This window comes from Pseudomonas rustica, from assembly GCF_049959085.1.
GTDB lineage: Bacteria > Pseudomonadota > Gammaproteobacteria > Pseudomonadales > Pseudomonadaceae > Aquipseudomonas > Aquipseudomonas rustica.
Genome location: NZ_CP188200.1, coordinates 3,918,239 through 3,940,103 on the forward strand (window position 1 = coordinate 3,918,239; position 21,865 = coordinate 3,940,103).

Here is a 21,865-nt window from a genome sequence, read left to right on the forward strand (position 1 = left end):
GATTGTCACTGGCCCACGCCAATGATCACTCTAGACTCAAATAAGCTACCCGCAGAACAACTCGTCGCCAGAACAATAACCACAGAGAACGCGGTCGTGGAAAACATCAAGCAATTCAACAGCTTCGCTGAGTTCTATCCGTATTACCTCAGTGAGCACAACAACAGCACCTGCCGGCGTCTGCATTTCATCGGCACGACGCTGGTTATTTTCATTCTGGCGATGACCATCGCCAAAGGCGCCTGGCTGCTGTTATTGGCCGTGCCATTGGCGGGGTACAGCTTTGCCTGGATCGGGCATTTCTTTTTCGAGAAGAACCGGCCGGCGACTTTCCAGCATCCGCTGTACAGCCTGCTCGGCGATTTCGTCATGTACCGCGACATGATCCTGGGTCGCGTGGCGTTCTAAACAATAAGAAACACGAGGTTTGCCGATGAATGCCAATGCCCGTTTCACCCATATGAAGGATGGCACGCAGGAAGACTGGGCGATCATCGCCTCGGACTTCAGCGCCTACGCCAAACAATTGCCCTCGCGGATCATGGCGCACCTGAAATTGCTTGAAGGCGACTTCGGCGGCTTCCCGGTGGATCGCCTGACCCACTCGCTGCAAACCGCAACCCGCGCTTTTCGTGATGGTCGCGACGAGGAATACGTGGTCTGCGCGTTGCTGCATGACATTGGTGACACTCTGGGTTCTTACAACCATCCGGACATTGCGGCGGCGATTCTCAAGCCGTTTGTCAGTGCCGATAATTTGTGGATGGTAGAGAAACACGGGGTGTTTCAGGGGTACTACTTCTTTCATCATTTGGGCATGGATCGGCATTTGCGCGAGCAGTTTGCCGGGCATCCGCAGTATCAGGCGACGGCCGAGTTTTGCGCCAAGTACGATGCGGCGGCGTTTGATCCGGCGTATGACACGCTGCCGTTGAGCTTTTTTGAACCGATGATGGAGCGCTTGTTTGCGCAGCCGAAGAACTCGATTTACAAGGCGGCGATGGAAGAACATAGCCCAGCCTAAGATCAAAAGATCGCAGCCTTCGGAAGCTCCTACACAGGTCTCATGTAGGAGCTGCCGAAGGCTGCGATCTTTTGCATTTAAGCGAGTTCGGCGACTTTAGCCGCTTTTAGCTCCGCCTCTCGCGCCTGCGCATCCGCCAGCCGATACAACTCGATCGTGCCATCCCAATGCTCGATCAGCGCCGTACACGACTCCACCCAATCGCCGCAGTTGAGGTAATCCACCTCACCGACCTTACGAATTTCGGCATGGTGAATGTGCCCGCAGACCACCCCCTGCAACCCGCGCTTCACGCACTCATGGGCGATGGCTTCTTCGAAGTCGCTGATAAAACTCACCGCCGTCTTCACCTTGTGCTTGAGATACGCCGACAGCGACCAATAGCCGTAGCCATAGCGCGCCCGCCAGTGGTTGAGCCAGCGATTCAGGGTCAGGGTAAATTCGTAAGCCGAATCGCCGAGGAAGGCCAGCCAGCGGTGATATCGGGTGATCACATCAAACTGATCGCCGTGAATCACCAACAGATGGCGGCCATCGGCGGTGACATGCACCGCTTCGTCGACCAACTGAATATTGCCGAGAATCAGCTTCGAGTAACGGCGCAAGAACTCATCGTGATTGCCGGTGACATAGATCACCTCGGTGCCGCGCTTGCTCATGGTGAGCAAGCGCCGGATCACGTTGGTGTGCGCTTGCGGCCAGTACATGCCGCCGCGCAGTTTCCAGCCGTCGATGATGTCGCCGACCAGATACACCTTGTCGGCGTGATAGCCCTTGAGGAACGTCGACAAGTGCTCGGCCTGGCAATCGCGCGTGCCCAGGTGCACGTCGGAGATCCACAGGGTTCGCACCCGTTGTTTGCGGCTGGGTCTGGCGAGCTCGGCGCTGGTCATGGGCAACCCTCTGCGATGTTTTCGCCACTCTGCGCGCGTCCGGTTAATCGACCATGACAGCCGCGAGTCAGTCGTGTGACAGCGCACACTGCGCCCGCCGGTGTAGACTGCAGGCCTGCCCGGAGACTTGTTTATGCGCCCGATTCTCACCCTGCGTCAGTACACCCGCGATCTGATCGTCCACAGCCACGAGCACGCCCAACTGGTGTTCGGGCTGTCCGGTGCGCTGGATTTCGAGGTCGAGGGCCGTGGCAGTCAGGTGCGTCAGCAAAGTTTTGTGGTGATCCCTTCGGGCGCGCACCACGCTTGCGGCAGTCCCGATGGCAGTCGTTGTCTGGTGATGGACATTCCTGACGGGCAATGGCTGGTGGATTCGTTGGGTGAACATGCCGAGGCCAGCCGCCGCTTGCTCGATCAGCCTGCGCGCCTGTCGCTGGATTCCGGGCAGAGTCAGTTGGTCAGTTGGCTGGCGAACAGCCCGGTCAGCGATCCATTGATCGCGCAGCAAGGCTCGGTATTACTGCTGGCCAGTCTCAATCATGCGAAACCAGCCGAACTGACTGCCCGCCGTTTGCCTTATGCGGCGCTGGATGCGCACATCGAGCAGAACGCGGCTTATCCGCTGCAAGTTGCCGATCTGGCGCGGGTTGCCGGGCTGTCGAGTGCGCGGCTGCATGCGCGGTTTATGGCGGAATGCGGGCAGACGCCGATGGATTACATGCGCAGTCGACGCCTGCATCTGGCGGTGCAAATGTTGCGCGACACGCTTTTGCCGATGGGCGAGATTGCCAGTCGCGTCGGTTACAGCTCGCAAAGCGCCTTCTCGGCCGCCGTCCTGCGCGAGTTCGGCTCATCACCCGGCCAGCTTCGCCGCGACTCCGGCGACAAAAGACGATAGTCCGCCGACAGACTTACTGATCTCCACACGCTTAAATGTAGGAGCTGCCGAAGGCTGCGATCTTTTGATGTTGTTTTTTAAAAGCAAGATCAAAAGATCGCAGCCTTCGGCAGCTCCTACAGTGAGATTGTGTCAGTGATTTTGTTTGAGATAGAAGGATTGCAATGACCCCGCGTACCGCCCTCGGCGCTCTACATATTGGTGCTTTGATGTTTGGCCTGACCGGCGTGTTCGGCAAACTCGCTGCCGCCTCCCCCGCCGTGATCGTTTTCGGCCGCGCCGCTTTTGCCGTGCTCGCCCTGGCGTTTTTCGCCCGTTTCGCCAGTGCGCAGGGCTGGCAAAAACTCGAGGCCGTGGACTGGCGTCGACTGATCCTCAGCGGCGTGTTGCTGGCCGGGCACTGGGTGAGTTTCTTTATTTCGGTGAAGATCGCCGGTGTCGCCATCGCCACGTTGGGCTTCGCCAGTTTCCCGGCATTCACGGTAATTCTCGAAGGGCTGATTTTCCGCGAACGCATTCGCGCCAACGAAATTGTGCTGGTGGTGCTGGTCAGCGTCGGCCTGATTCTGGTGACTCCGGCGTTCGATCTGGGCAGCGGCGCCACCGTTGGCTTGCTCTGGTCGGTGCTGTCGGGGCTGCTGTTCTCATTGCTGTCGCTGACCAACCGCGCCAGCTCCGGACGCATTCCGGCGGTACAGGCGGCGCTGTGTCAAAACGTGGTGGTGGCGCTGTGTCTGCTGCCGGTTGCGGCGCCACAACTGAGCGAAGTGCGCGCGCTGGACTGGTTGTGGATCGCCCTGCTCGGCGTGTTCTGCACCGGCGTCGCTCACAGTCTGTTCGTGGCCAGTCTGGCGGTGATCAAGGCGCGCACCGCCGCGGTGGTGTTCGCGATGGAGCCGGTCTACGGCATCACGGTCGCCTGGCTGCTGTTCAATGAAAACCCGACGCCGAAGATGTTGATCGGCGGCGCGCTGATCATTGTCGCCATCGTCGTCTCGGCGCGGATGTCAGGCAATGCCGACAAGAAAACCGTCGCCGCCGAGGCCGCGTCTCACTGAGTACGGTCGTTGTGGCCGAGGTCGCGGTCAGGATCGATCTGATCGCGCACCCGCTGCTTCAGCACCTTTGCTTCCGGAAAACCGCCGTCGGCCTTGCGTTCCCAGATCTGCACGCCAGCGCAGGTGATCTGAAACACCCCGCCAGTGCCCGGCACCAACGAGACCTTGCCGAGGTCGTCGCCGAAGGTGCTGAGCAACTCCTGCGCCAGCCACGCGGCGCGCAACAGCCATTGGCATTGCGTGCAATAAGTGATGACAACTTCTGCTTTTGCGACAGTCATGTTCGCTACAACTCCTGAGACAGAGGGCGCCGCTATAATAGCCGGCTTTACCGCTTGCCCCGAGACTCACAATGCGCCGTCTGCTGTTCTGCCTGCTGCTTGGTTTTCTGCCCTTCTTCGTCCACGCCACTGAAGCGCCGCGCCCGAAAATCGGCCTGGTGCTGTCCGGCGGCGCCGCGCGCGGGCTGGCGCACATCGGCGTGCTCAAGGCTTTGGAAGAGCAAGGCATCAAGATCGATGCGATCGCCGGCACCAGCATGGGCGCGGTGGTCGGCGGCTTGTACGCCTCGGGTTACAAGATCGACGAGCTGGAAAAACTCGCGCTGAACATCGACTGGCAAGCCGCACTGTCCGACGCGCCACCGCGTGAAGACGTGCCGTTTCGACGCAAGCAGGACGACCGCGATTTTCTGGTGAAACAGAAACTCAGCTTTCGCGACGACGGCAGCCTCGGCCTGCCGCTGGGTGTGATTCAAGGGCAAAACCTCTCGTTGCTGCTGGAAAGCCTGTTGGCCCACACCAGTGATACCCGCGATTTCGACAAACTGCCGATCCCGTTCCGCGCCGTGGCCACCGACATCGCCAACGGTGAGAAAGTGGTATTCCGCAAAGGTCATCTGCCGCAGGTGATTCGCGCGAGCATGTCGATCCCCGCTGTGTTCGCCCCGGTCGAACTCGATGGCCGGTTGCTGGTGGACGGCGGCATGACCGACAACATTCCGCTCGATGTGGCGCGGGAAATGGGCGTCGACATCGCCATCGTCGTCGACATCGGTACGCCGCTGCGCAACCGCAAACAACTGACCACCGTGGTCGACGTGCTCAATCAGTCGATCACCCTGATGACCCGGCGCAACTCCGAAGAACAACTCGCCGCGCTGCACGCCGATGACGTTTTGATTCAGCCGGCACTGGCCGCCTTCGGCGTCACCGATTTCGGCAAGGCCCAGGAAATGATCGAAGCCGGTTACCGCGCGACCAAAGCCCTCGACGCCCGCCTCGCACAGCTCAGACCGAGTGAATCCCAGGACGCCGAACTCAACGCCGCCCGTTCGCCGGGCCAGCGCACGCCGGTCATCACCGCCATTCGTGTGGAGAACGATTCGAAAGTCGATGATGACGTGATCCGCTACTACATCCGTCAACCCATCGGCGAACCGCTGGATCTGGGCCGACTGCATTCGGACATGGGCACCTTGTACGGCCTCGATTACTTCGAGCAGGTGCAATACCGCGTGGTGCACAAAGGCCCGGATCACACCCTGGTGATCAGCGCGCGCGGCAAACGCAGCGGCACCGATTACCTGCGCGTCGGCCTCAATCTGTCGGATGACATGCGCGGCGACAGCGCCTTCAACCTCGGCGCCAGCTACCGCGTCAACGGCATCAACCGTCTCGGCGCGGAATGGCTGACGCGTGCGCAGATCGGCGACAAACAAGAGTTGTACACCGAGTTCTATCAGCCGCTGGACGTCGGTTCGCGCTACTTCGTCGCCCCGTATGCATCGTTCGAAGCGCAGAACGTCGAGTCGATTCTCGATAATGATCCGATCGCGCAATACCGCGTCGAGCGTTACGGTTTCGGCCTCAATCTCGGCCGGCAGATCGGCAACAACGGCGAAGTGCGTTTCGGTGTTGGCGAGGCGTGGGGCAAGGCCGATGTGCGCATTGGTGATCAGGATCTGCCGAGCGAAAGCTTTAACGAAGGCTTCTACTCGCTGAAGTACTCGTACGACTCGCTGGACAATGTTTACTACCCTCACGAAGGCAAGGACATCAGCCTGACGCTGACGCAATTCGAACCGAGCCTGGGCTCGGATACACGTTACCGGCAGTGGGATTTCAAGATCGACAAAGCCATGAGTCATGGCCCTGACACGTTGATCCTCGGCGGTCGTTACGGGCGCACGCTGGACGACGCCAATGTGGTGACATCGAGCTTCCTGCTCGGCGGCGCGCGGCAGTTGTCGGGGTTCCGGGAAGATGCGATTTCCGGGCAGAACGTCAGCCTGATGCGTGCCGTGTATTTCCGCCGTCTGACGCCGCGTTCGTACTTGCCGCTGGACTTCCCGCTGTACGCCGGTGCTTCGCTGGAGCGTGGGCGGGCGTGGAACAATGACAATGAGTTCGACAGTGGTTACATCAATGCGGCGAGTGTTTTTATTGGCTTTGATACGCCGCTGGGGCCGTTGAATTTTACGTATGGGTTGAATGATGCGGATGAGCAGGCGGTTTATCTGAATCTTGGGCAGACTTTCTGATTGATATTGTTTGGTCTGGCCCCTTCGCGAGCAGGCTCGCTCCCACAGTTTGGAATGCGTTCCCCTGTGGGAGCGAGCCTGCTCGCGAAGGCGTCGGCACATTCACCCCATCAATCAGATCAGCGAATCCCCGCCAACAACGTCCGCGCCGTCTGCTTCAACGGTTCATCGCCCTCTTTGAGCAATTCATTAAGCAACGCAATCGCACTGTCGATATCGCCGTCATCAATGCAGTTCTGCGCCTGCTCAAGCTTGCCGGCGCCCTCCTCCATTTCAGGCTCTGACAGCTGCAAATCCAGCGGCTCCAGCGTCAACGCCTGCGGATCACCAAACTCATTAAGGAAGTCATCATCCAGCGGCTGCGCATCCGGCTCGGGAATCCATTCCAGCTCCGACTCCTCCGACAATGGCTGAACCGGCGCTGGAGGGTTGTCCTGCAGATCCCAACTGGAATCCATCGACAGCTCGCCCAGATTCAATTCGAAATCATCCACCGGCGGCGTGGGTTCGGGCTGAGCGGCAGCGATCGGTGCGGCCACCAGAACCGGCGCAACATTCGTCAGCTTCGGATGCCGATCGCGAACTGCCTGCAATTCGTGTTCATCGACTCCAAGCTGTCGCAAGTGGTTTTCCTGTTGCTCGTACGCGGCGTTATCGCCTTGACGCCCTAAAACTTCGAGCAGTTGCACTCCGAGGTCGATGCGTTCCGGTTCTTTGGCCAGGGCATCGCGCAGTAAGCCGACGGCTTCGCTGAGCCTTCCGTAAGCGAGGTAAATGCCCACCGCTTCCAGCACATCGCCTGCCGCGGGTTCTTCGCGGTGTTCGGCTGAGGCGTGGTGTCTGAATGAATCTGGACTCTGCGTTTCCTCGGTGTCGGGCTCGATGCCAAGTGGCAGCGGCGGCGCGGCAACGGTTTGCGTTTGTTGGCGACGGCGCACGATCAGCCCGCCAATCAGCGCGACCAACAACAGCACTAATCCGCCGAGCAGCAGCCAGTTCGGCGAATCATCTTCCGTAGCGACTGGCGCAACTACCGGAGCGGGTGCTGGCGTCACCACAGCTGGCGGCGGTTTCTGCAGCTCGGTCAGACGCGTCTGCAATTCGCCCATTTGTTTTTTGCCGTCGGTGATCAGCGCCTGTTGCTCCTGCAACTTGGCGTTTTGCTCTTCGATGGTTTTTTGCAATTGCTGGTTGAGCAGCACGCTGGCAGCTAATTGTTCAGCGACTGCATCGTTGGCCGGTGCGGCCGGTGCTGGCGGCGGCGGAGCAGTTTCGCGCTTGCCCTGCGCGGCCTGAACCGACGCAGTCGCAGGCTCGACAATCGGAAACGCAGAGGACTGCGCGCGGGGATCCGGCTCATCAGTGGCCGGCTCGATTCCCGGCGTCCCCGGCGGATCGATCAGCACCGTGTATTCGCGCAGCAATCGGCCGTTGGGCTGATTGAGCTGCACGAGGAAATTCAGGAAGGGTTCGTTAACCGGTTTGCTGGACGTCACCCGGATCATCTGGCGATTGCCATGCAGGATCGGGATGAACTTGAGGTCGTTGAGGAAAAACACCCGCTCGACCCCGGCCTCCGCGAACTCATCCGCCGTCGCCAGGCGCACCGACAGATCGTTTTGCGTCAGCCCGCCAACATCCACCAACGCGATATCGGCCTTGAGCGGCTGATTGAGGCTTGAATGGATCGTAATGTCACCCAGCCCCAACGCCATCGACCACGTCGAGTAACTGAATAGCCCGGCCAGCAGCAGCCATTTGCCGCCACTGCGCCGTACCACGTGCCAACTTGCGAGCATGAGCATCCCTTAAATAAGCAAAACCGACTTCTATGCGTTCGCACATCCGGTACGAACACGATATTGCCCAGTAGTTCTTATAGTCGGCTCAGTGCGATCTCTCAAAAAATCGGCACAGGGTTGTGCCTCAAGATTTTTCCAGGTTGGTCAGAATTTGCGCATGAACACGCATGCACACCTTTAAATCCGCCTCGTCGACGCCTTCGAACAATTCGTGGCGCAACTGCGTGGCAATGGTTTCAATTTGTTCGATAAGCGGCAGCGCGGGCGCGCAAAGGACGATTTTTTTCGCCCGACGGTCTTCCATCACGGACTGGCGTTGCACCAGGCCCTGGCTTTCCAGACTATCGAGCAAGCGCGCGAGGGTCGGCCCTTCAACGCCGACGCTCTGCGCCAGCTCACGTTGGGTCGGCGCCTCTTCGAACCGCGCCAGATGCAGCAGCACCAGCCAGCGCGCCTGGGACAGGCCCAGCCCGGCGAGACGGCGATCCAGTTCGGCGCGCCAGCCACGGGACATCTGGGCCAGTTGCATGCCAAAGCGGTGTTGATCGGTTAACGGCATAAAACACTCACGGTTAGTCTGAAAAATAAGGAATTTCTAATTATTAGCCAGCTAAGCATGAGCTGCAGTTATAGGCAAGAGTCGCTCTGTACTGAATCGTTACATCTTGAAGCCCCTCACCCTAGCCCTCTCCCGGAGGGAGAGGGGACTGAATGGGGGATATTTGGGAATTACGCCGACTTGATAGTGAAGCGTTGAATCCATAGTCGACTCGGTCATTCAGGTCGATGTATGGCGCAAGACACCTCGGTCGGCCCCCTCTCCCTCTGGGAGAGGGCTCGGCGGGCGGCGTTCCGATGAGGGCCTGCAGCAAATTACATCTCAAATTCCGACTGCAACGCCGCCCGAACGCAATACAGCACGCCTTCCGGAACCCGCCCGGCGAACAACTCGGCAATCTCAGCGACCGACGGCAACTCACCCTCGCCATCAAGAAACGCATCCTGCACTTCGCCCATCAGTTCTTCAGGCAGATCCAGCGCCTGTTCCAGCGACAACTGCTGCTTGCCAATCGCTTCAGCGAGCATGGTGTAAACGTTCTTCTCCGAACATTGCAGCTGACCGGCAATCTGCAACGGCGTCATGCCCGCGCGGGCCAACGTGATCAGCTCATGGCGCACATCGGCCACAACTTTCGGCGCCTCGACCTCGCCACCGAGCACTTCGAGGAAGGCATCCCCGTAACGCTCAAGTTTGCGCGCACCGACACCACTGACCCGGGCCATTTCCGCCAGCGAGGTCGGTTGGCTGCGGAGCATTTCCAGCAACGTCGAATCGGGGAAGATGACGTACGGCGGCACACCATGTTCTTCGGCGAGTTTGCGCCGCAACGCACGCAGCGCTTCCCACTGTTCACGCTCTTCGCCGCGCACCAATTGACTGGCCGGGCTCTTGCTGCCGCTTTTCGCAGTGACTTGCGGCTTGAGATCGCGACGCAGCTCCAGGCTCACTTCGCCCTTGAGCAGCGGTCGGCAGCTATCGTTCAATCGCAGACCGCCATAACCTTCGTGATCGACATCCGCCAGGCCCCGCGCCACTAACTGGCGGAACAGCGAGCGCCATTCGCTCTCGCTCAACGCCTTGCCAACGCCCCACACCGACAAATGCTGATGACCGAAGCTGCGGATTTTTTCGTTGTCCTTACCCAGCAGCACATCGACCAAATGACCGACGCCGTAACGTTGACCGGTACGGAAGATGGCTGACAACGCCTGACGCGCAGGCTCGGTGGCGTCCCAGGTCTGCACGCCATCGACGCAGTTGTCGCAATGGCCGCACGGCTCGGGCATGTCTTCGTCGAAATACGCCAGCAGGGTCTGACGACGGCAGCGGGTTTCTTCGCAGAGCGAGAGCATCGCGTCGAGCTTGTGCTGCTCCAGACGCTTGTGGCGCTCGTCGCCTTCGGAGTTTTGCAGCATCTGCTTGAGCATCACCACGTCTTGCAGACCGTAGGCCATCCACGCGTCCGCCGGCAGACCATCACGGCCGCCGCGACCGGTTTCCTGGTAATACGCCTCAAGGGATTTCGGCAGATCGAGGTGCGCGACAAAGCGCACGTTGGGCTTGTCGATGCCCATGCCGAACGCCACGGTGGCGACCATGATCAGGCCTTCCTCATTAAGGAAGCGCTTCTGGTTGAAGGCACGCAAATCATTGGGCAGACCGGCGTGATACGGCAGCGCCGGGAAACCCTGCTCGCTCAAGAACGTCGCGACCTCTTCAACTTTCTTGCGCGACAGGCAATAGACGATGCCGGCGTCGCTGCGTCGCTCGGCCAGAAACGCCAGCAACTGCTTGCGCGGCTGCTCTTTCGGCACGATGCGGTAGAAGATGTTCGGGCGGTCAAAGCTCGACAGGAAACGCTCGGCGTTCTGCAGGTGCAGACGCGTGACGATTTCTTCGCGGGTACGTTTGTCCGCGGTGGCGGTCAGGGCGATGCGCGGCACATCGGGAAACAGTTCCGCCAGTTGACCGAGTTGCAGGTATTCCGGGCGGAAATCGTGACCCCATTGCGATACGCAGTGCGCTTCGTCGATGGCGAACAGGGCGATGTCCAGGCTCTGCAGGAACGACAGCATGCGCGGCTGCACCAGACGCTCGGGCGCCAGATACAACATTTTCACTTCACCGCGTTTGATTCGTGCGGCGAGATCGCGTTGTTGCTCGGCGCTCAGTGTCGAGTTCAACGCTGCCGCCGCGACCCCCAGCTCTTCAAGAGTGGCGACCTGGTCTTCCATCAACGCGATCAGCGGCGAGACCACTACTGCCAGGCCTTCGCGCAACAGCGCCGGCACTTGGAAGCACAGGGATTTGCCGCCACCAGTAGGCATCAGAACCAGTGCGTCACCGCCGCTGGCCACGCGCTCAATGATTGCACCCTGACGGCCACGAAAACTGTCGTAGCCGAAGATGTCCTTGAGGACGCGTTGAGCCTGTTCGAGCATAGAAACTCCAAAAATCACAAAAACATCCCTGCAAGGCTGGTTCATGACGGGCAAAGCTGCACCGCTGAATCGTAAGAACGCATTGCATGACGGCCGCAATGCGGGCAGGGATCGCAAAACGCGGCAGTATACCCGAGGCCTTCCCTGCACAGGGCGACACCCGTCGATACAATCTGCGATGCGCCCCTGTCTCCTGTAGGAGCTGCCGAAGGCTGCGATCTTTTGATGTGGTTTTTAAAAGATCAAAAGATCGCAGCCTTCGGCAGCTCCTACAGGGGATTAGGTTGTTCTGCCCGGCAAATCTGCCGTGCGGCTGGCTTGAGCGCGCAAGAAGGCCTAGAATTCCCGCATTGTTTATTCCCCCAAGGTAGCCCCGTAATGTCCTTCGCTGAGCAACTAACCCGCCTGCAAGTCTTCCTCGACGCCGACGAGCTGCACGACGAGGCGCTGGATTACGTGGCCGCTCACGGCTACCTGACCGCCCTGTCGATCTGCTCGGACGTTGTGCCGGATCGCGAGTGGATCGACGCGCTGTTCGCCGAAGAGCCGCACTACAGCGGTGAAGCCCAGCGCGAAGAAATCGAAGCCACGCTGATCGGCCTCAAGGCGCACATCGCCCGTCAACTGGCGTCGGATGAAGAATTCGAGCTGCCGTGCGAACTGGATCTGGGTGAAGATCCGGACGATTCCGAACTGCGCGGCTGGTGCATCGGCTTCATGGAAGGCGTGTTCCTGCGCGAAGCCGCCTGGTTCGAAACCGCTGAAGAAGAAGTCAGCGAAATGCTTCTGCCGATCATGGTCGGTTCGGGCCTGTTCGACGAGCAGCCTGAGTTCGAAGACATCGCCAAAGACGCCAACCTGATGGACGACATGATCGTGCAGATCCCGGAAGCCCTGACCGCGCTGTACTTGCTGTGCCAGGCTCCAGACGAAAAACCGGCGATCCTCAAGCCACGTCACCACTAAGATCCGGCCTATGGACAACCCCATAGGCAACCGCTCCCTGATGCTGCGCTACATCCTGCTGGCCATCGGCTGGCTCAGCGTGACATTGGGGGTGATCGGTATTTTCCTGCCTGTTCTGCCCACCACGCCTTTCCTGCTGCTGGCCGCCGCGTGCTTCGCCCGCAGCTCTCCGCGTTTCTATCGCTGGCTGGTCGAGCATCCCCGGCTCGGCCCGTGGATTCGCGACTATCTGGAGGGCAACGGCATTCCGCTCAAGGGCAAGGTCTACGCGATCGGGCTGATGTGGGCGAGCATCCTGTTCTCGTGTTATCTGGTGCCAATGCCGTGGGCGCGCGGGTTTATGTTGACCAGTGCGGTGTTGGTGACGGTTTACATCCTGCGACAGAAAACCCTACCCAAGCGCTGATCCTCCTCGCTGACCGTCCATCAGAAAACCGCCCTACCCTGTCAGATCTGACAGGTGACGCCTCACCCGTTTCCAGCCATAAATCACTCCGTTGCCCCACCGCTCAACGGAGCCGTCCATGCTTACCCCCAACCTTCCCGATGCCGACACATTGATCCTCGACCAACTCGATATCCCCGGCAAAACCGGGCCGGTGTCGGAGTCGCCAAAGGTCTGGGGCATCAATATTGCGGCGGCGTTGGGTAATTTCCCGCGTCAAGGCCTGCTCTGCCGCGCCGGGCCGTGGACACCAATGGAAATTGGGGATCAGATCAAGGTGTTCTGGAACAAGGAGGTGGAGGTTCAGCAGAAAACCGTTGGCCCGGCGGACGTCAACACGACGCTGCAAATGTTCGTACCTTCGGCGCGCATCCCGGAAGGCCGGGCCGTCGCGTCCTATAGCGTCAAGCGCCTCGGCCAGGCCTGGGAGCCTTCCGAAGACATGCAGGTGCTGGTCAAACTCACCCGCCCCGGTGGTCATGACGATAACAACGATCCCGGCCACTCCAAGCTGATCATGCGCTTGCCGCAGGACATCCTCGACGGCGGCATTGATAAGGACAACGTGGCCGCCGGTGTCCCGGTCACCATTGAGTCGTATCCAGACATTGCTGCCGGTGATGTGATTCAAGTGAGTTGGGGCGGTGTGTTTGTGCTCAGCGCGCCACTGACTCAGGATCAGGCGGACGGCAAAACGCCGCTGGTGGTGCACGTCAGCGAGGCGGTCATTCGTGAGGCCGGGGATTCTGACGGTGTGGGTTTGTCCGTGGCCTTCGAGGTCTACGACAAGGTCGACAATCGCTCCGAGGACTGGAGCGCGGCACAACGGGTGGTGGTCGCGATCGATGCGAGCAGGCTGGAAGCGCCGATTCTCAAGGAAGCGCAAAGCAATGTGCTCGACATCGACCAACTGGGCGATGCCCCAGGCACGGCGCAGGTCTGGGTCACGACTGGCGGATCGTTCCAGCCCGGTGATACCCCGATCATCCGGGTCAAGGGCACGCCCGTGGAAGGTTTGCCGATCGATGTCGAGTTCGCCGGCGAGCCGCTGACCAGCGTGCCCACCACCGCCGAAATCCCCATCGCCAACGCCGTGCTGCGGCAGATGGCCAAGTCCCAGATCGCCTTGTCCTATCGCCTGAAGAAGGCCAGCGGCGCGCCCGACATGCCTTCCAAATCACAGTTCATCAGCGCCATCGGTGCGATCAAACGCCTGGCCGCCCCCAAAGCACTGGACGCAGTGAGTGGCGCGCTCGACCCGACGTTGAAACAGGTGCGCATCGAGATTCCGTTCGACACCTCGTTTGCTGCCGGCCAGGCGATCAAACTGTTCTGGCTCGGCACTCGCCCGGAACTCATCCCTTACCTTCCGGAACTGCCACTGTACCCGCTCACTGCGGGCGACATCAGTGCCGGCAAACCGCTGCTGATCCCCATCGACGGCGCGCATTTGACGCCGATCAACGGCGGCAAACTGGAGCTCTACTATCAGTTGCTGATCGAGGACGCCGCGCTCGGCGCGATGAACCATGTCAACGCCACCCATGCCATCCGCGAATCCATTCATGCCGATATTCTGCAGGTCGGCGAGCCACGCTTGGAACTGCCCGAACCCGTAGTGGCCGGCGTGATCGACGGCGCATTACCCGGCGACACCGCCGGTACAACGTTGACGGTGAACTACCTCAACACGGCCAAGGGTGACGAGGTGATTTACGAATGGATCGGTTCGAAAACCGGCACGAAAACGGACGGAATCACGCTGTCGTCTTTAACTGAGGGTAAACCGGTTGCGTTCAGGATTGATGCTGAATACATCAGCGGCAACAACGGCGGCACGGTATTGGCGAAGTACCACATCAAGCGTGCGGCGGGTGGGACGAGTTATTCGAATGCGCTGGAGTTCAGGGTTGGCAACGCGCTGGAAAACCCACTCCCGATCGCTCGACTTCCACAGGCTACGGGTAGCGGTGCCAGTGTGACATTGGCCCCGCTCGATGCCCAAACGGGTGCAAAGGTTATCGTGGCTTACGCGGGCATGAACGACGGCCATTCCATCCAACTGACCGTGGTCGGCAAACCCGGAGCAGGTTCGCCAATCATCCCGGCCAAACAGGGTTCAAGCAGCGGCAGCATCGAGTTTTTGATTGGGCCGGAAGCCATCGCCGCGAACATCGGCAATGGTTCGACAACGTTCACGCTCTCGTACGAAGTGACGTTGGGCAGCAACAAAATTCCGTCGCAGCCATTGACGGTAACGGTGACGCCATTGCCGGCAGCCGAACTGGACAAAATCAGGATCGAACAAGCCGAGGGCTTGGTATTGGATCTGTCGAAGGTAACGGCGGGGGCAACGATTGTCTCGGGAATCTGGGCGTTTATTGCCTTTCGGCAGCGAGTAAAGCTGACCCTCACGGGTACAAAAAATAACGGTGAAGCGTTGAATCTGGACGTGTGGCCGTGGCCGAGCTCCAATGTTAACCAGAACTGGATTGACAGCGGCCGATATGCCCACACGCTGGCTTACAACGACATCAAGGATCTGGCGGATGGCACGGATCTGGAGCTGCACTTCAGAGCTGCGCTGAGCTTGAGCCCAACAGAAACAGACGCGATTATCGCCCCGGTTAAACGCTATAAAATTCTGGCGGTGGAAGATCTAAAACCCACGATCACTTCGGTCAAAGACTCCAAAGGCATCGCAATTCCCCAGAACAGCTTCACCGTCGACCCCAACGTCAAGGTCAGCGGCACCGCAGCTCGCAATCAGACCATCCTGATTTACAACAACGGTGTCAGCACTGGAGGTTCTGCGACAGCAGATGATCAGGGCAACTGGAACCGGGATTTGATCGGACTGGCACAGGGTGAATGCAAACTTACTGCTGTCGCACAATACGGCACCGGTCTAGAGTCAGCCGAGTGGAAAATCATCGTCACGCCACTCGTCACGCCGACTATCACCTCAATCAAGGACAGCAAGGGTGTCGAGATTCCACAGGGTGGCAGAACCTTTGATACCAGCGTGACGATCACCGGGACGGCGAGCAAAGGACAAAAGGTCGATGTGCTGGATGGCACGATCTCCAAAGACAAGCCGCATGCCAGTGTGGAGACAGGGATCTGGACAGCGACGGTCAGGAACTTGGGCGTGGCCGTGCATAACTTCACCGCTAAAGCTCTCTATGAATCTGAACCGGTGTCTTCAGCTAGAACATTCACGATCATAAAAGCCGTGTCTGGATCAGAGAATTGGGCTCTTTTACCACTAGGTTTGATACCCTTCGATGCTCCATGGAAACTCTCCAGTGGATTGACATTCACTGTAAGAAAATTGACAACCCAAGCAACCGAGTCCGAAATTTATATACCGCTTTCGGCACCAGAGTTAGGAGCGATGCTCGCTACCGGTGCGTACACTATTACTGAATATGAATTTGGGGGCCCTGCGAGAAAAATAAGCATTACTTACCGACAATCGTTAGACGCCACAAACGAAATAAGATTTTACAACCAATCACATGCCTTAATTCATCAAGAAAACCTCATTATAGCGCCCTTCGAAATACCCCAGACCCTTACTTTTGAACATGACGGCGGTTGCTCAAGATTTAAGCTTTACATTGCAAACGAAATAATTAACGGCATTGCAGTCACAAATATTATCTGGAGCTGAAAAAAAGCAGCCACCCCGTGAGCATATGCAACAAATTTTCCATTAATTTATAGCAACTTAATCAATCCGATACGAATATGATACCAAGCACCGTGACCTACTGAGATTTATTTTTATTCAGATCATTTGCAGGATGATAATGGATCGAGGAGCGGGTGAGCTGGCGTAACTTCATAAATTGTGTACCAAACTCTAGCGCGGACACGTCCGGGTAAGCACTGAGGGAAAGTACGCCTGCGCTGAGCGAATGAACAGAGCAGTCGCCCTTCTCTCAAATCCAGCCCGCAAGAAGTTGCGAAGCCAACAGCGAGCGTAGATGAATACCTAAATAAAAATGGGACAGATTTATCTTCAGACAATAAATCTGTCCCCCACATAAGAATGTTGGCGGGGGAAACGACTTCGCCGCAACCAGACCTAACCCACCGGAACCAGATTATCCAATACCTGATTGACGGCTAGTTCGCCAAGCATCACAACCTGCGCAATCCCTAACAACGTCCTGCGATGAGTGCCTTCAAGCATCCCCGCCAAGTCGTAATCATTACGCAAGCCGAACCGAGGCTCTCACTGGCGTCGGCCAATAGAGGTTCGTTTGCGCTGGCTGGGTTAACCATGAACAAACGATTGGACACATACGGTGCGGCCATGATTTCGGCAGTGGGAGGGCCGAGGTAGTGGTCGAGGGCGCGCTCGGCGGCTTCGTGGAATTTCTTTGATTCGGGGGATTCGTAGGGCGATGCCGGATCGGTGGCCGGCGGGTTTGGCGTTACCTTGAAAATAAAGAACTTACCTCTATAAAGCCGCTTCCTCCTCGCCGCTAAGCATAGGGGTGGCAGCTGTGCGCAAGTTAGCGGACCGGTAAGTTCTCGAAACCCGGCGCACCCGAAGGTGCCAAGCGCACAGCCACCATCAAGCTCAGGCGTATGCCTGTCTGGTAAGACCTATGCAACCGAGAACATACCGAGCCGCTAAGCCCGATCACTGGAAATCAGTGACCCGATCAACGTTACCGACCCGCCCCAAGGCGCACAAGCCGGCGGATTCTGTCTTACGCGTAGGCAATGGCGCAACGATTTGTGGGCCTCAGGACGTAACACCCGGTGTCTTTTAAACGCGCACATTAAACGGCGCTCATTGCCTATGCGATTTGGCGAACCGTCCGACAGACTTCGTCGCCAACTCACCGACCGTTCGTCTCAAACCACCCCGCCCCTGTCAGATCTGACAGTAGCCAACTTGCCGCCCGTAATGCTCAATCACAAGACCCGGCGCGTCTGCCAACGGTCGCGCCCCTCACACAGCAAGGAAGCTCGCCATGCCCAGCCACTCGCCCTTTCTGTTCCCGCCATGCGATGACCAAAACGCGCCGTTTGCCCTCCGCCCGTTACTGATCGCGGGCATGGTGCAGCCGATTGTCGAGGGCGATGGCGGGATCAATATTGCCGTCGTCAGCGACCATGCCGAAGGCCTGCTCTGCTTGATTAATTCGTATCTGGGCATGCGCGCTGGCGACAGCCATGACATCTATTGGGAAACCAAAGTGATTTTCCGCAAGACCGTCGAGCCCGGCGACGTCGATAAGCCGATGTACTTTTTCCTGCCCGTCGATGGTCTGGCCTCAGGTTGGGTCGAGCAGTGTTATTACCAACTGACTCGCGCCGGTGCAACGGTGCCGGACGATCCTTCTGTGCCCTTGCGATTGCTGGTCAAACTCTTTCGACCGGGCGGGCGCGACCGGGAACCGCATCTGCCGGATGGCCACTCGGAATTGAAGATTGTGCAACTGCCACCGGATCTGGTCGACCAAGGTGTCATCGATGCCGCATGGGCGGAAAAAGGTGTGCCGGTGACGATTCCGTTCTATCCGGACATGACCCTGCGTGACTCGATTTTGCTGCGTTGGGGCAGTGTCGCGCTGACGCCTTATCGGGTCACCCAGGCGCATGTCGACCGGCTGCAACCGATTGTCATCGTGGTTGATCAGGAGGCGATTCTGGCGGGCGGCGATGGCAAGAAGCTGGAGATCAAATACGACCTTTACGATGAAACCTGGAACTGGGCGGTGCGCCATTCCAAGCGCACCCACATCGACGTGGACGCCGGTGCCTGGCGACTGGACGCGCCGATCATCAAAGAAGCCATCAACGGGATCATTACCGTCAAGGATCTGAACAAGCAGCCGGTCACGGTTCAGGTGCGTGTAGCGGGTACGGATTTCGCGCGGGGCGATACGCTGACCATGACGTGGATCGGCACTCCGTTTAGCGGCCAGCCGTTGATTCACAGCGAGTCGCGCACGATCGAATCTGTTCCGGGCATTGTGGAAATAAACGTGCCCTACGAGGATGTCCGCGCCATTGCCATGGGCCGCGCCGATGCTTCTTATGTGCTGCGCAAAAACAGTGGTGGCCCGCCGTTGTCGTCCAAGCGCACGTTCGCCGATGTGGTGGGAGCGGTGGTGATGCTACCCGAGCCGACGATCCGCGAGCTGATCGGCGATACGCTCGAACCGGATACCCCGCTGGCGACTGTGGATGTCCGCTATCCGGGCATGGCCAACGGCGACTTGATCAATTTGATCTGGCTGGGCACTCAAGCGGACGGCGTGCCTTATCCGCATGAAGAACAACACACGGTCACTCGCAATGAAGCTGAAGCCAAGCTCATTTCTTTTCAGATCAAGAACCAACACATCAAAGTGCTTGATGGCGGCAGTCTGGATTTGTCCTATCGCGTGAGCAATGACAACGTGACGCTGTATGGCGTAAGCGAGTCCGATCGGCTGCTGGCCAAGGTTCAGGTCATTCACGCGACACTGCCGGCGCCCCAAGTTCCGGAGGCAACCAACGGTGTGCTCGACCCTGACAACGTCAGCGACAACGTCACCGTACTGGTGAATTTCCCCGGAACGCACAAGGATGACATCCTCACCTACTATTGGACTGGCCCCGGTGCCAGTACTTCTGACTGGATCCCGATTACCAGCCTGATCATCGGCAAACCCGTGAGATTTCGGCTGGATGCCCGGTACGTCCATGCCAATATCGGGCAATCGATCAGGGTGCGCTATTCGTTGCTGCGAGCAGCCACAAACCAGTTTGAATATTCGGCGGGGCTCGACCTGCTCATCGGCGAACAGGTCGGCGTTTTGCCTGCACCGACCGTTATTCAGGCCGCTGACGGCACACTGAACCCGATGAATGCATTGAAGGGTGTGGACGTCCGCGTCAGCTATCCGAGCATGAAGCCTGATCAGGACATCATCCGGCTGAAGTGGCTTGGCACGCCGGGCGCGGGAACTTCCGACGACCTGGAACTGCCAGGCGACGCCAGTGGTAGCGTCGCGTTTCACCTGCCTCCGACCGTGGTCGCTGCCAACCTCTCCAAGCGCGTCGAGGTTGAATACGAAGTGAAGCGTCATTCACGGCCAACCCCTTCGCAAACTCTGGATCTGTTGGTCTCGGGATTTCAAAACCCCGAAACCGAACTGCCCCGCCCCCTCGTCGTACAGGCAACGGGCAATGTCCTCGACTTGACGACGTTTACTGGCGATGCGACGACGCGCGTGCCTGTCTGGCCGTTAATTGCGCTCAAACAACACGTGTGGCTGGCACTCGAGGGGCAAACAAGCACCGGCGCAGGCCACCGAGTGATCTTGCTCGACGGCGTTGAAATGTCTGATGCGCAGGTCGGCAACGGGCTCAATGCAGGGTTACTCAGAAGCGAAGTGGTGAAATTGGGACATGCCACGTCGGCGAAGGTGATCTGCAAGGTTGCCTTCGATGGCGGGACGGTGGAATCGGCAGCGATTGTTTTTCCGGTATTGGAATTGACCGTTAGAACGCGTTACGACTACGTCACTCCAACGATTACCGAAGTGAGCGACTCACAGGGACAGGTTCCGGAGGGCGGTACGACTTTCGACAAGCAGGTGACCGTCAAGGGCACTGCGACCCGGGGAGAAAACGTTGCATTATTTGACGGGACGACGCCACTCGGGACGGCCGACGTTACCGACAGTGGGATCTGGAGCAAAGTGCTATCCGGATTGGCGGTGAAGAGCTACCAGATCATCGCCTCGGCACTGTACGACTCAGATCCCGTGGCGAGCAAACCTCGCGGGTTTTCAGTTGCGCAATCCGTTGCGCCGACCATTGCCAATGTCACCGATTCCAAAGGCACTATTGCCCATGGCGGGACGACGTTTGATCGCTCTGTCACCGTCACCGGCAAGGCCAGTCCGAATCAGAAAATCCGTCTGCGCGATGGCAGCACTTCGTTGGGCGAACCGACTGCCAACGCCTCGGGTGACTGGAGCCAGGTCGTCACTGGTTTGACTATCAAAGGTTACAGCCTCACCGCACTGGCGTTGTATGGCGATGGTGCGGAGTCTGCGGCGCGAACCTTTACGGTTGCCCAATCCGTTGCGCCGACCATAGCCAATGTCACCGATTCCAAAGGCAATGTTGCCCATGGCGGGACGACGTTCGATCGCTCTGTCACCGTTACCGGCAAGGCCAGTCCGAATCAGAAAATCCGTCTGCGCGATGGCAGCACTTCGTTGGGCGAACCGACTGCCAACGCCTCGGGTGACTGGAGCCAGGTCGTCACTGGTTTGACTATCAAAGGTTACAGCCTCACCGCACTGGCGTTGTATGGCGATGGTGCGGAGTCTGCGGCGCGAACCTTTACGGTTGCAGAGCACATCGCACCGACGCTGACATCTGTACGTGATGAAGCCAGCGAAATTCCTGAGAACGGGCAAACCAAAAGCACCACGGTTACCTTGCGTGGCAATGTCACGCCTAACTACCAAGTCCAGATTTATGACAATAACAACCCCAAACACACCGTGACTGCCATCGGGAGCGAATGGCATACGACTTTGGCGGTTGATTTGGGTAGTCACCTGGTAAAAGCGAAGGCAATCAGCAGTGGGCAAGAATCCAACGTTCGCGGTTTTACGGTTATTTCACCGACGCCGCCGTTGAACTTCAATACCAGCGATGTGGCGCTAAGTGGCAGGACTTATATTATTCCCGACTGGCTCTCTGTCTTGCCGACCTTTGGCACCGGAACATCAATACGCCATCAAGCGAGTGGTGGTGTGCCAGGTTATTCTTATACGTCTAGTAATGAAAAAATCGCAGTGGTAGACAGTCAAGGCCTTGTAACGGTTCGAGGCAATGGAACAGCAAGTATCACGGCGAGAGACAGTGCCGGCCAATCCAAGAGCTATAAAGTGAACGTTACGGGGGTAGTTCATTGCTGGGGATTGGATGGTGGAACATGGAACGTCATAAACAACAGAGCTGTGGCAAAGGGCACACGGCTGCCAACAATGAATGAGCTTAGAGAGATTTACGACGTTTGGGGGGGGCGCTGGCCTATGGGTAATTACTGGTACTGGGCGGCCGATCCGGCTGGTGGATTGCCTGCAAGATACTGGATGAAAAACCTGGTCACTGGCGCGGAAGGGCATGTTCAATATTACGGAAACGCTTTAGGGGTCGGGATAAGAGCAAGCTAATAAAAAGCCTCGCAGATGTGAACAA

14 protein-coding genes and 1 pseudogene are annotated in these 21,865 nt (G+C 58.4%); 9 read left to right on the forward strand and 6 right to left on the reverse strand.

Features of this window, described 5'->3' with window-relative positions; genetic code table 11:
• The first annotated feature begins 96 nt into the window (after positions 1-96).
• Together ACP3TY_RS17760 and ACP3TY_RS17765 are read left to right on the forward strand one after the other, a co-directional pair.
• Positions 97-408 carry a DUF962 domain-containing protein gene (locus ACP3TY_RS17760; RefSeq protein ID WP_053118254.1) on the forward strand — a complete coding sequence of 104 codons (312 nt, stop codon included), beginning with the start codon at positions 97-99 and terminating at the stop codon, positions 406-408.
• 25 nt (positions 409-433) lie between these two features.
• Positions 434-1,024, forward strand: coding sequence for an HD domain-containing protein (locus tag ACP3TY_RS17765; protein WP_212545153.1), 591 nt, complete (start codon positions 434-436; stop codon positions 1,022-1,024).
• A gap of 77 nt (positions 1,025-1,101) precedes the next feature.
• On the opposite strand, the gene ACP3TY_RS17770 is transcribed toward ACP3TY_RS17765, so the two are convergent.
• Positions 1,102-1,917 carry a UDP-2,3-diacylglucosamine diphosphatase gene (locus ACP3TY_RS17770; protein ID WP_426618095.1) on the reverse strand — a complete coding sequence of 272 codons (816 nt, stop codon included), beginning with the start codon at positions 1,915-1,917 and terminating at the stop codon, positions 1,102-1,104.
• Between the two features lie 133 nt (positions 1,918-2,050).
• Between ACP3TY_RS17770 and ACP3TY_RS17775 the strand changes: the two genes are divergently transcribed.
• Both ACP3TY_RS17775 and ACP3TY_RS17780 read left to right on the forward strand, forming a co-directional pair.
• A complete protein-coding gene (locus ACP3TY_RS17775) occupies positions 2,051-2,815 on the forward strand; it encodes an AraC family transcriptional regulator (RefSeq protein ID WP_053118248.1) in 765 nt (254 codons plus the stop codon).
• Between the two features lie 164 nt (positions 2,816-2,979).
• The gene (locus ACP3TY_RS17780) at positions 2,980-3,873 is read left to right on the forward strand and encodes a DMT family transporter (protein ID WP_426618096.1); all 894 of its coding nucleotides are present in this window, start codon (positions 2,980-2,982) and stop codon (positions 3,871-3,873) included.
• On the opposite strand, the gene ACP3TY_RS17785 is transcribed toward ACP3TY_RS17780, so the two are convergent.
• Entirely contained in the window at positions 3,867-4,154 is a 288-nt protein-coding gene (locus ACP3TY_RS17785) for a SelT/SelW/SelH family protein (protein ID WP_122608951.1), read from the reverse strand. The genes ACP3TY_RS17780 and ACP3TY_RS17785 overlap by 7 nt on opposite strands.
• Before the next feature lie 71 nt (positions 4,155-4,225).
• Here ACP3TY_RS17785 and ACP3TY_RS17790 point away from each other — a divergent pair, with 71 nt between their 5' ends.
• Positions 4,226-6,415 (forward strand): patatin-like phospholipase family protein, encoded by a 2,190-nt coding sequence (locus ACP3TY_RS17790; protein WP_426618097.1) that lies wholly within the window; start codon positions 4,226-4,228, stop codon positions 6,413-6,415.
• Between the two features lie 119 nt (positions 6,416-6,534).
• On the opposite strand, the gene ACP3TY_RS17795 is transcribed toward ACP3TY_RS17790, so the two are convergent.
• The 3 genes from ACP3TY_RS17795 to recQ all read right to left on the reverse strand — a co-directional run bounded on the left by ACP3TY_RS17795 (position 6,535) and on the right by recQ (position 11,220).
• Positions 6,535-8,214 carry a FimV/HubP family polar landmark protein gene (locus ACP3TY_RS17795; RefSeq protein WP_426618098.1) on the reverse strand — a complete coding sequence of 560 codons (1,680 nt, stop codon included), beginning with the start codon at positions 8,212-8,214 and terminating at the stop codon, positions 6,535-6,537.
• Between the two features lie 127 nt (positions 8,215-8,341).
• A complete protein-coding gene (locus tag ACP3TY_RS17800; protein ID WP_426618099.1) occupies positions 8,342-8,776 on the reverse strand; it encodes a MarR family transcriptional regulator in 435 nt (144 codons plus the stop codon).
• Between the two features lie 314 nt (positions 8,777-9,090).
• On the reverse strand, positions 9,091-11,220 hold the full coding sequence (gene recQ / locus ACP3TY_RS17805) for a DNA helicase RecQ (RefSeq protein WP_426618100.1): 2,130 nt from the start codon (positions 11,218-11,220) through the stop codon (positions 9,091-9,093).
• Between the two features lie 378 nt (positions 11,221-11,598).
• Between recQ and ACP3TY_RS17810 the strand changes: the two genes are divergently transcribed.
• From ACP3TY_RS17810 to ACP3TY_RS17820, 3 genes are all read left to right on the forward strand, one after another.
• Positions 11,599-12,186: a YecA family protein gene (locus ACP3TY_RS17810; protein ID WP_053118230.1), complete on the forward strand. Its 588-nt coding sequence runs from the start codon at positions 11,599-11,601 to the stop codon at positions 12,184-12,186.
• A gap of 10 nt (positions 12,187-12,196) precedes the next feature.
• Positions 12,197-12,592: a YbaN family protein gene (locus ACP3TY_RS17815; protein WP_426618101.1), complete on the forward strand. Its 396-nt coding sequence runs from the start codon at positions 12,197-12,199 to the stop codon at positions 12,590-12,592.
• 118 nt (positions 12,593-12,710) lie between these two features.
• Positions 12,711-16,307: a hypothetical protein gene (locus ACP3TY_RS17820; RefSeq protein ID WP_426618102.1), complete on the forward strand. Its 3,597-nt coding sequence runs from the start codon at positions 12,711-12,713 to the stop codon at positions 16,305-16,307.
• A 417-nt stretch (positions 16,308-16,724) separates the two neighbouring features.
• Here ACP3TY_RS17820 and ACP3TY_RS17825 read toward each other — a convergent pair.
• Positions 16,725-17,089 (reverse strand): annotated as a pseudogene (locus ACP3TY_RS17825) (DUF6124 family protein).
• Positions 17,090-17,625: 536 nt separating this feature from the next.
• Here ACP3TY_RS17825 and ACP3TY_RS17830 point away from each other — a divergent pair.
• Positions 17,626-21,840, forward strand: coding sequence for an Ig-like domain repeat protein (locus ACP3TY_RS17830; protein ID WP_426618103.1), 4,215 nt, complete (start codon positions 17,626-17,628; stop codon positions 21,838-21,840).
• Positions 21,841-21,865 lie beyond the last annotated feature (25 nt).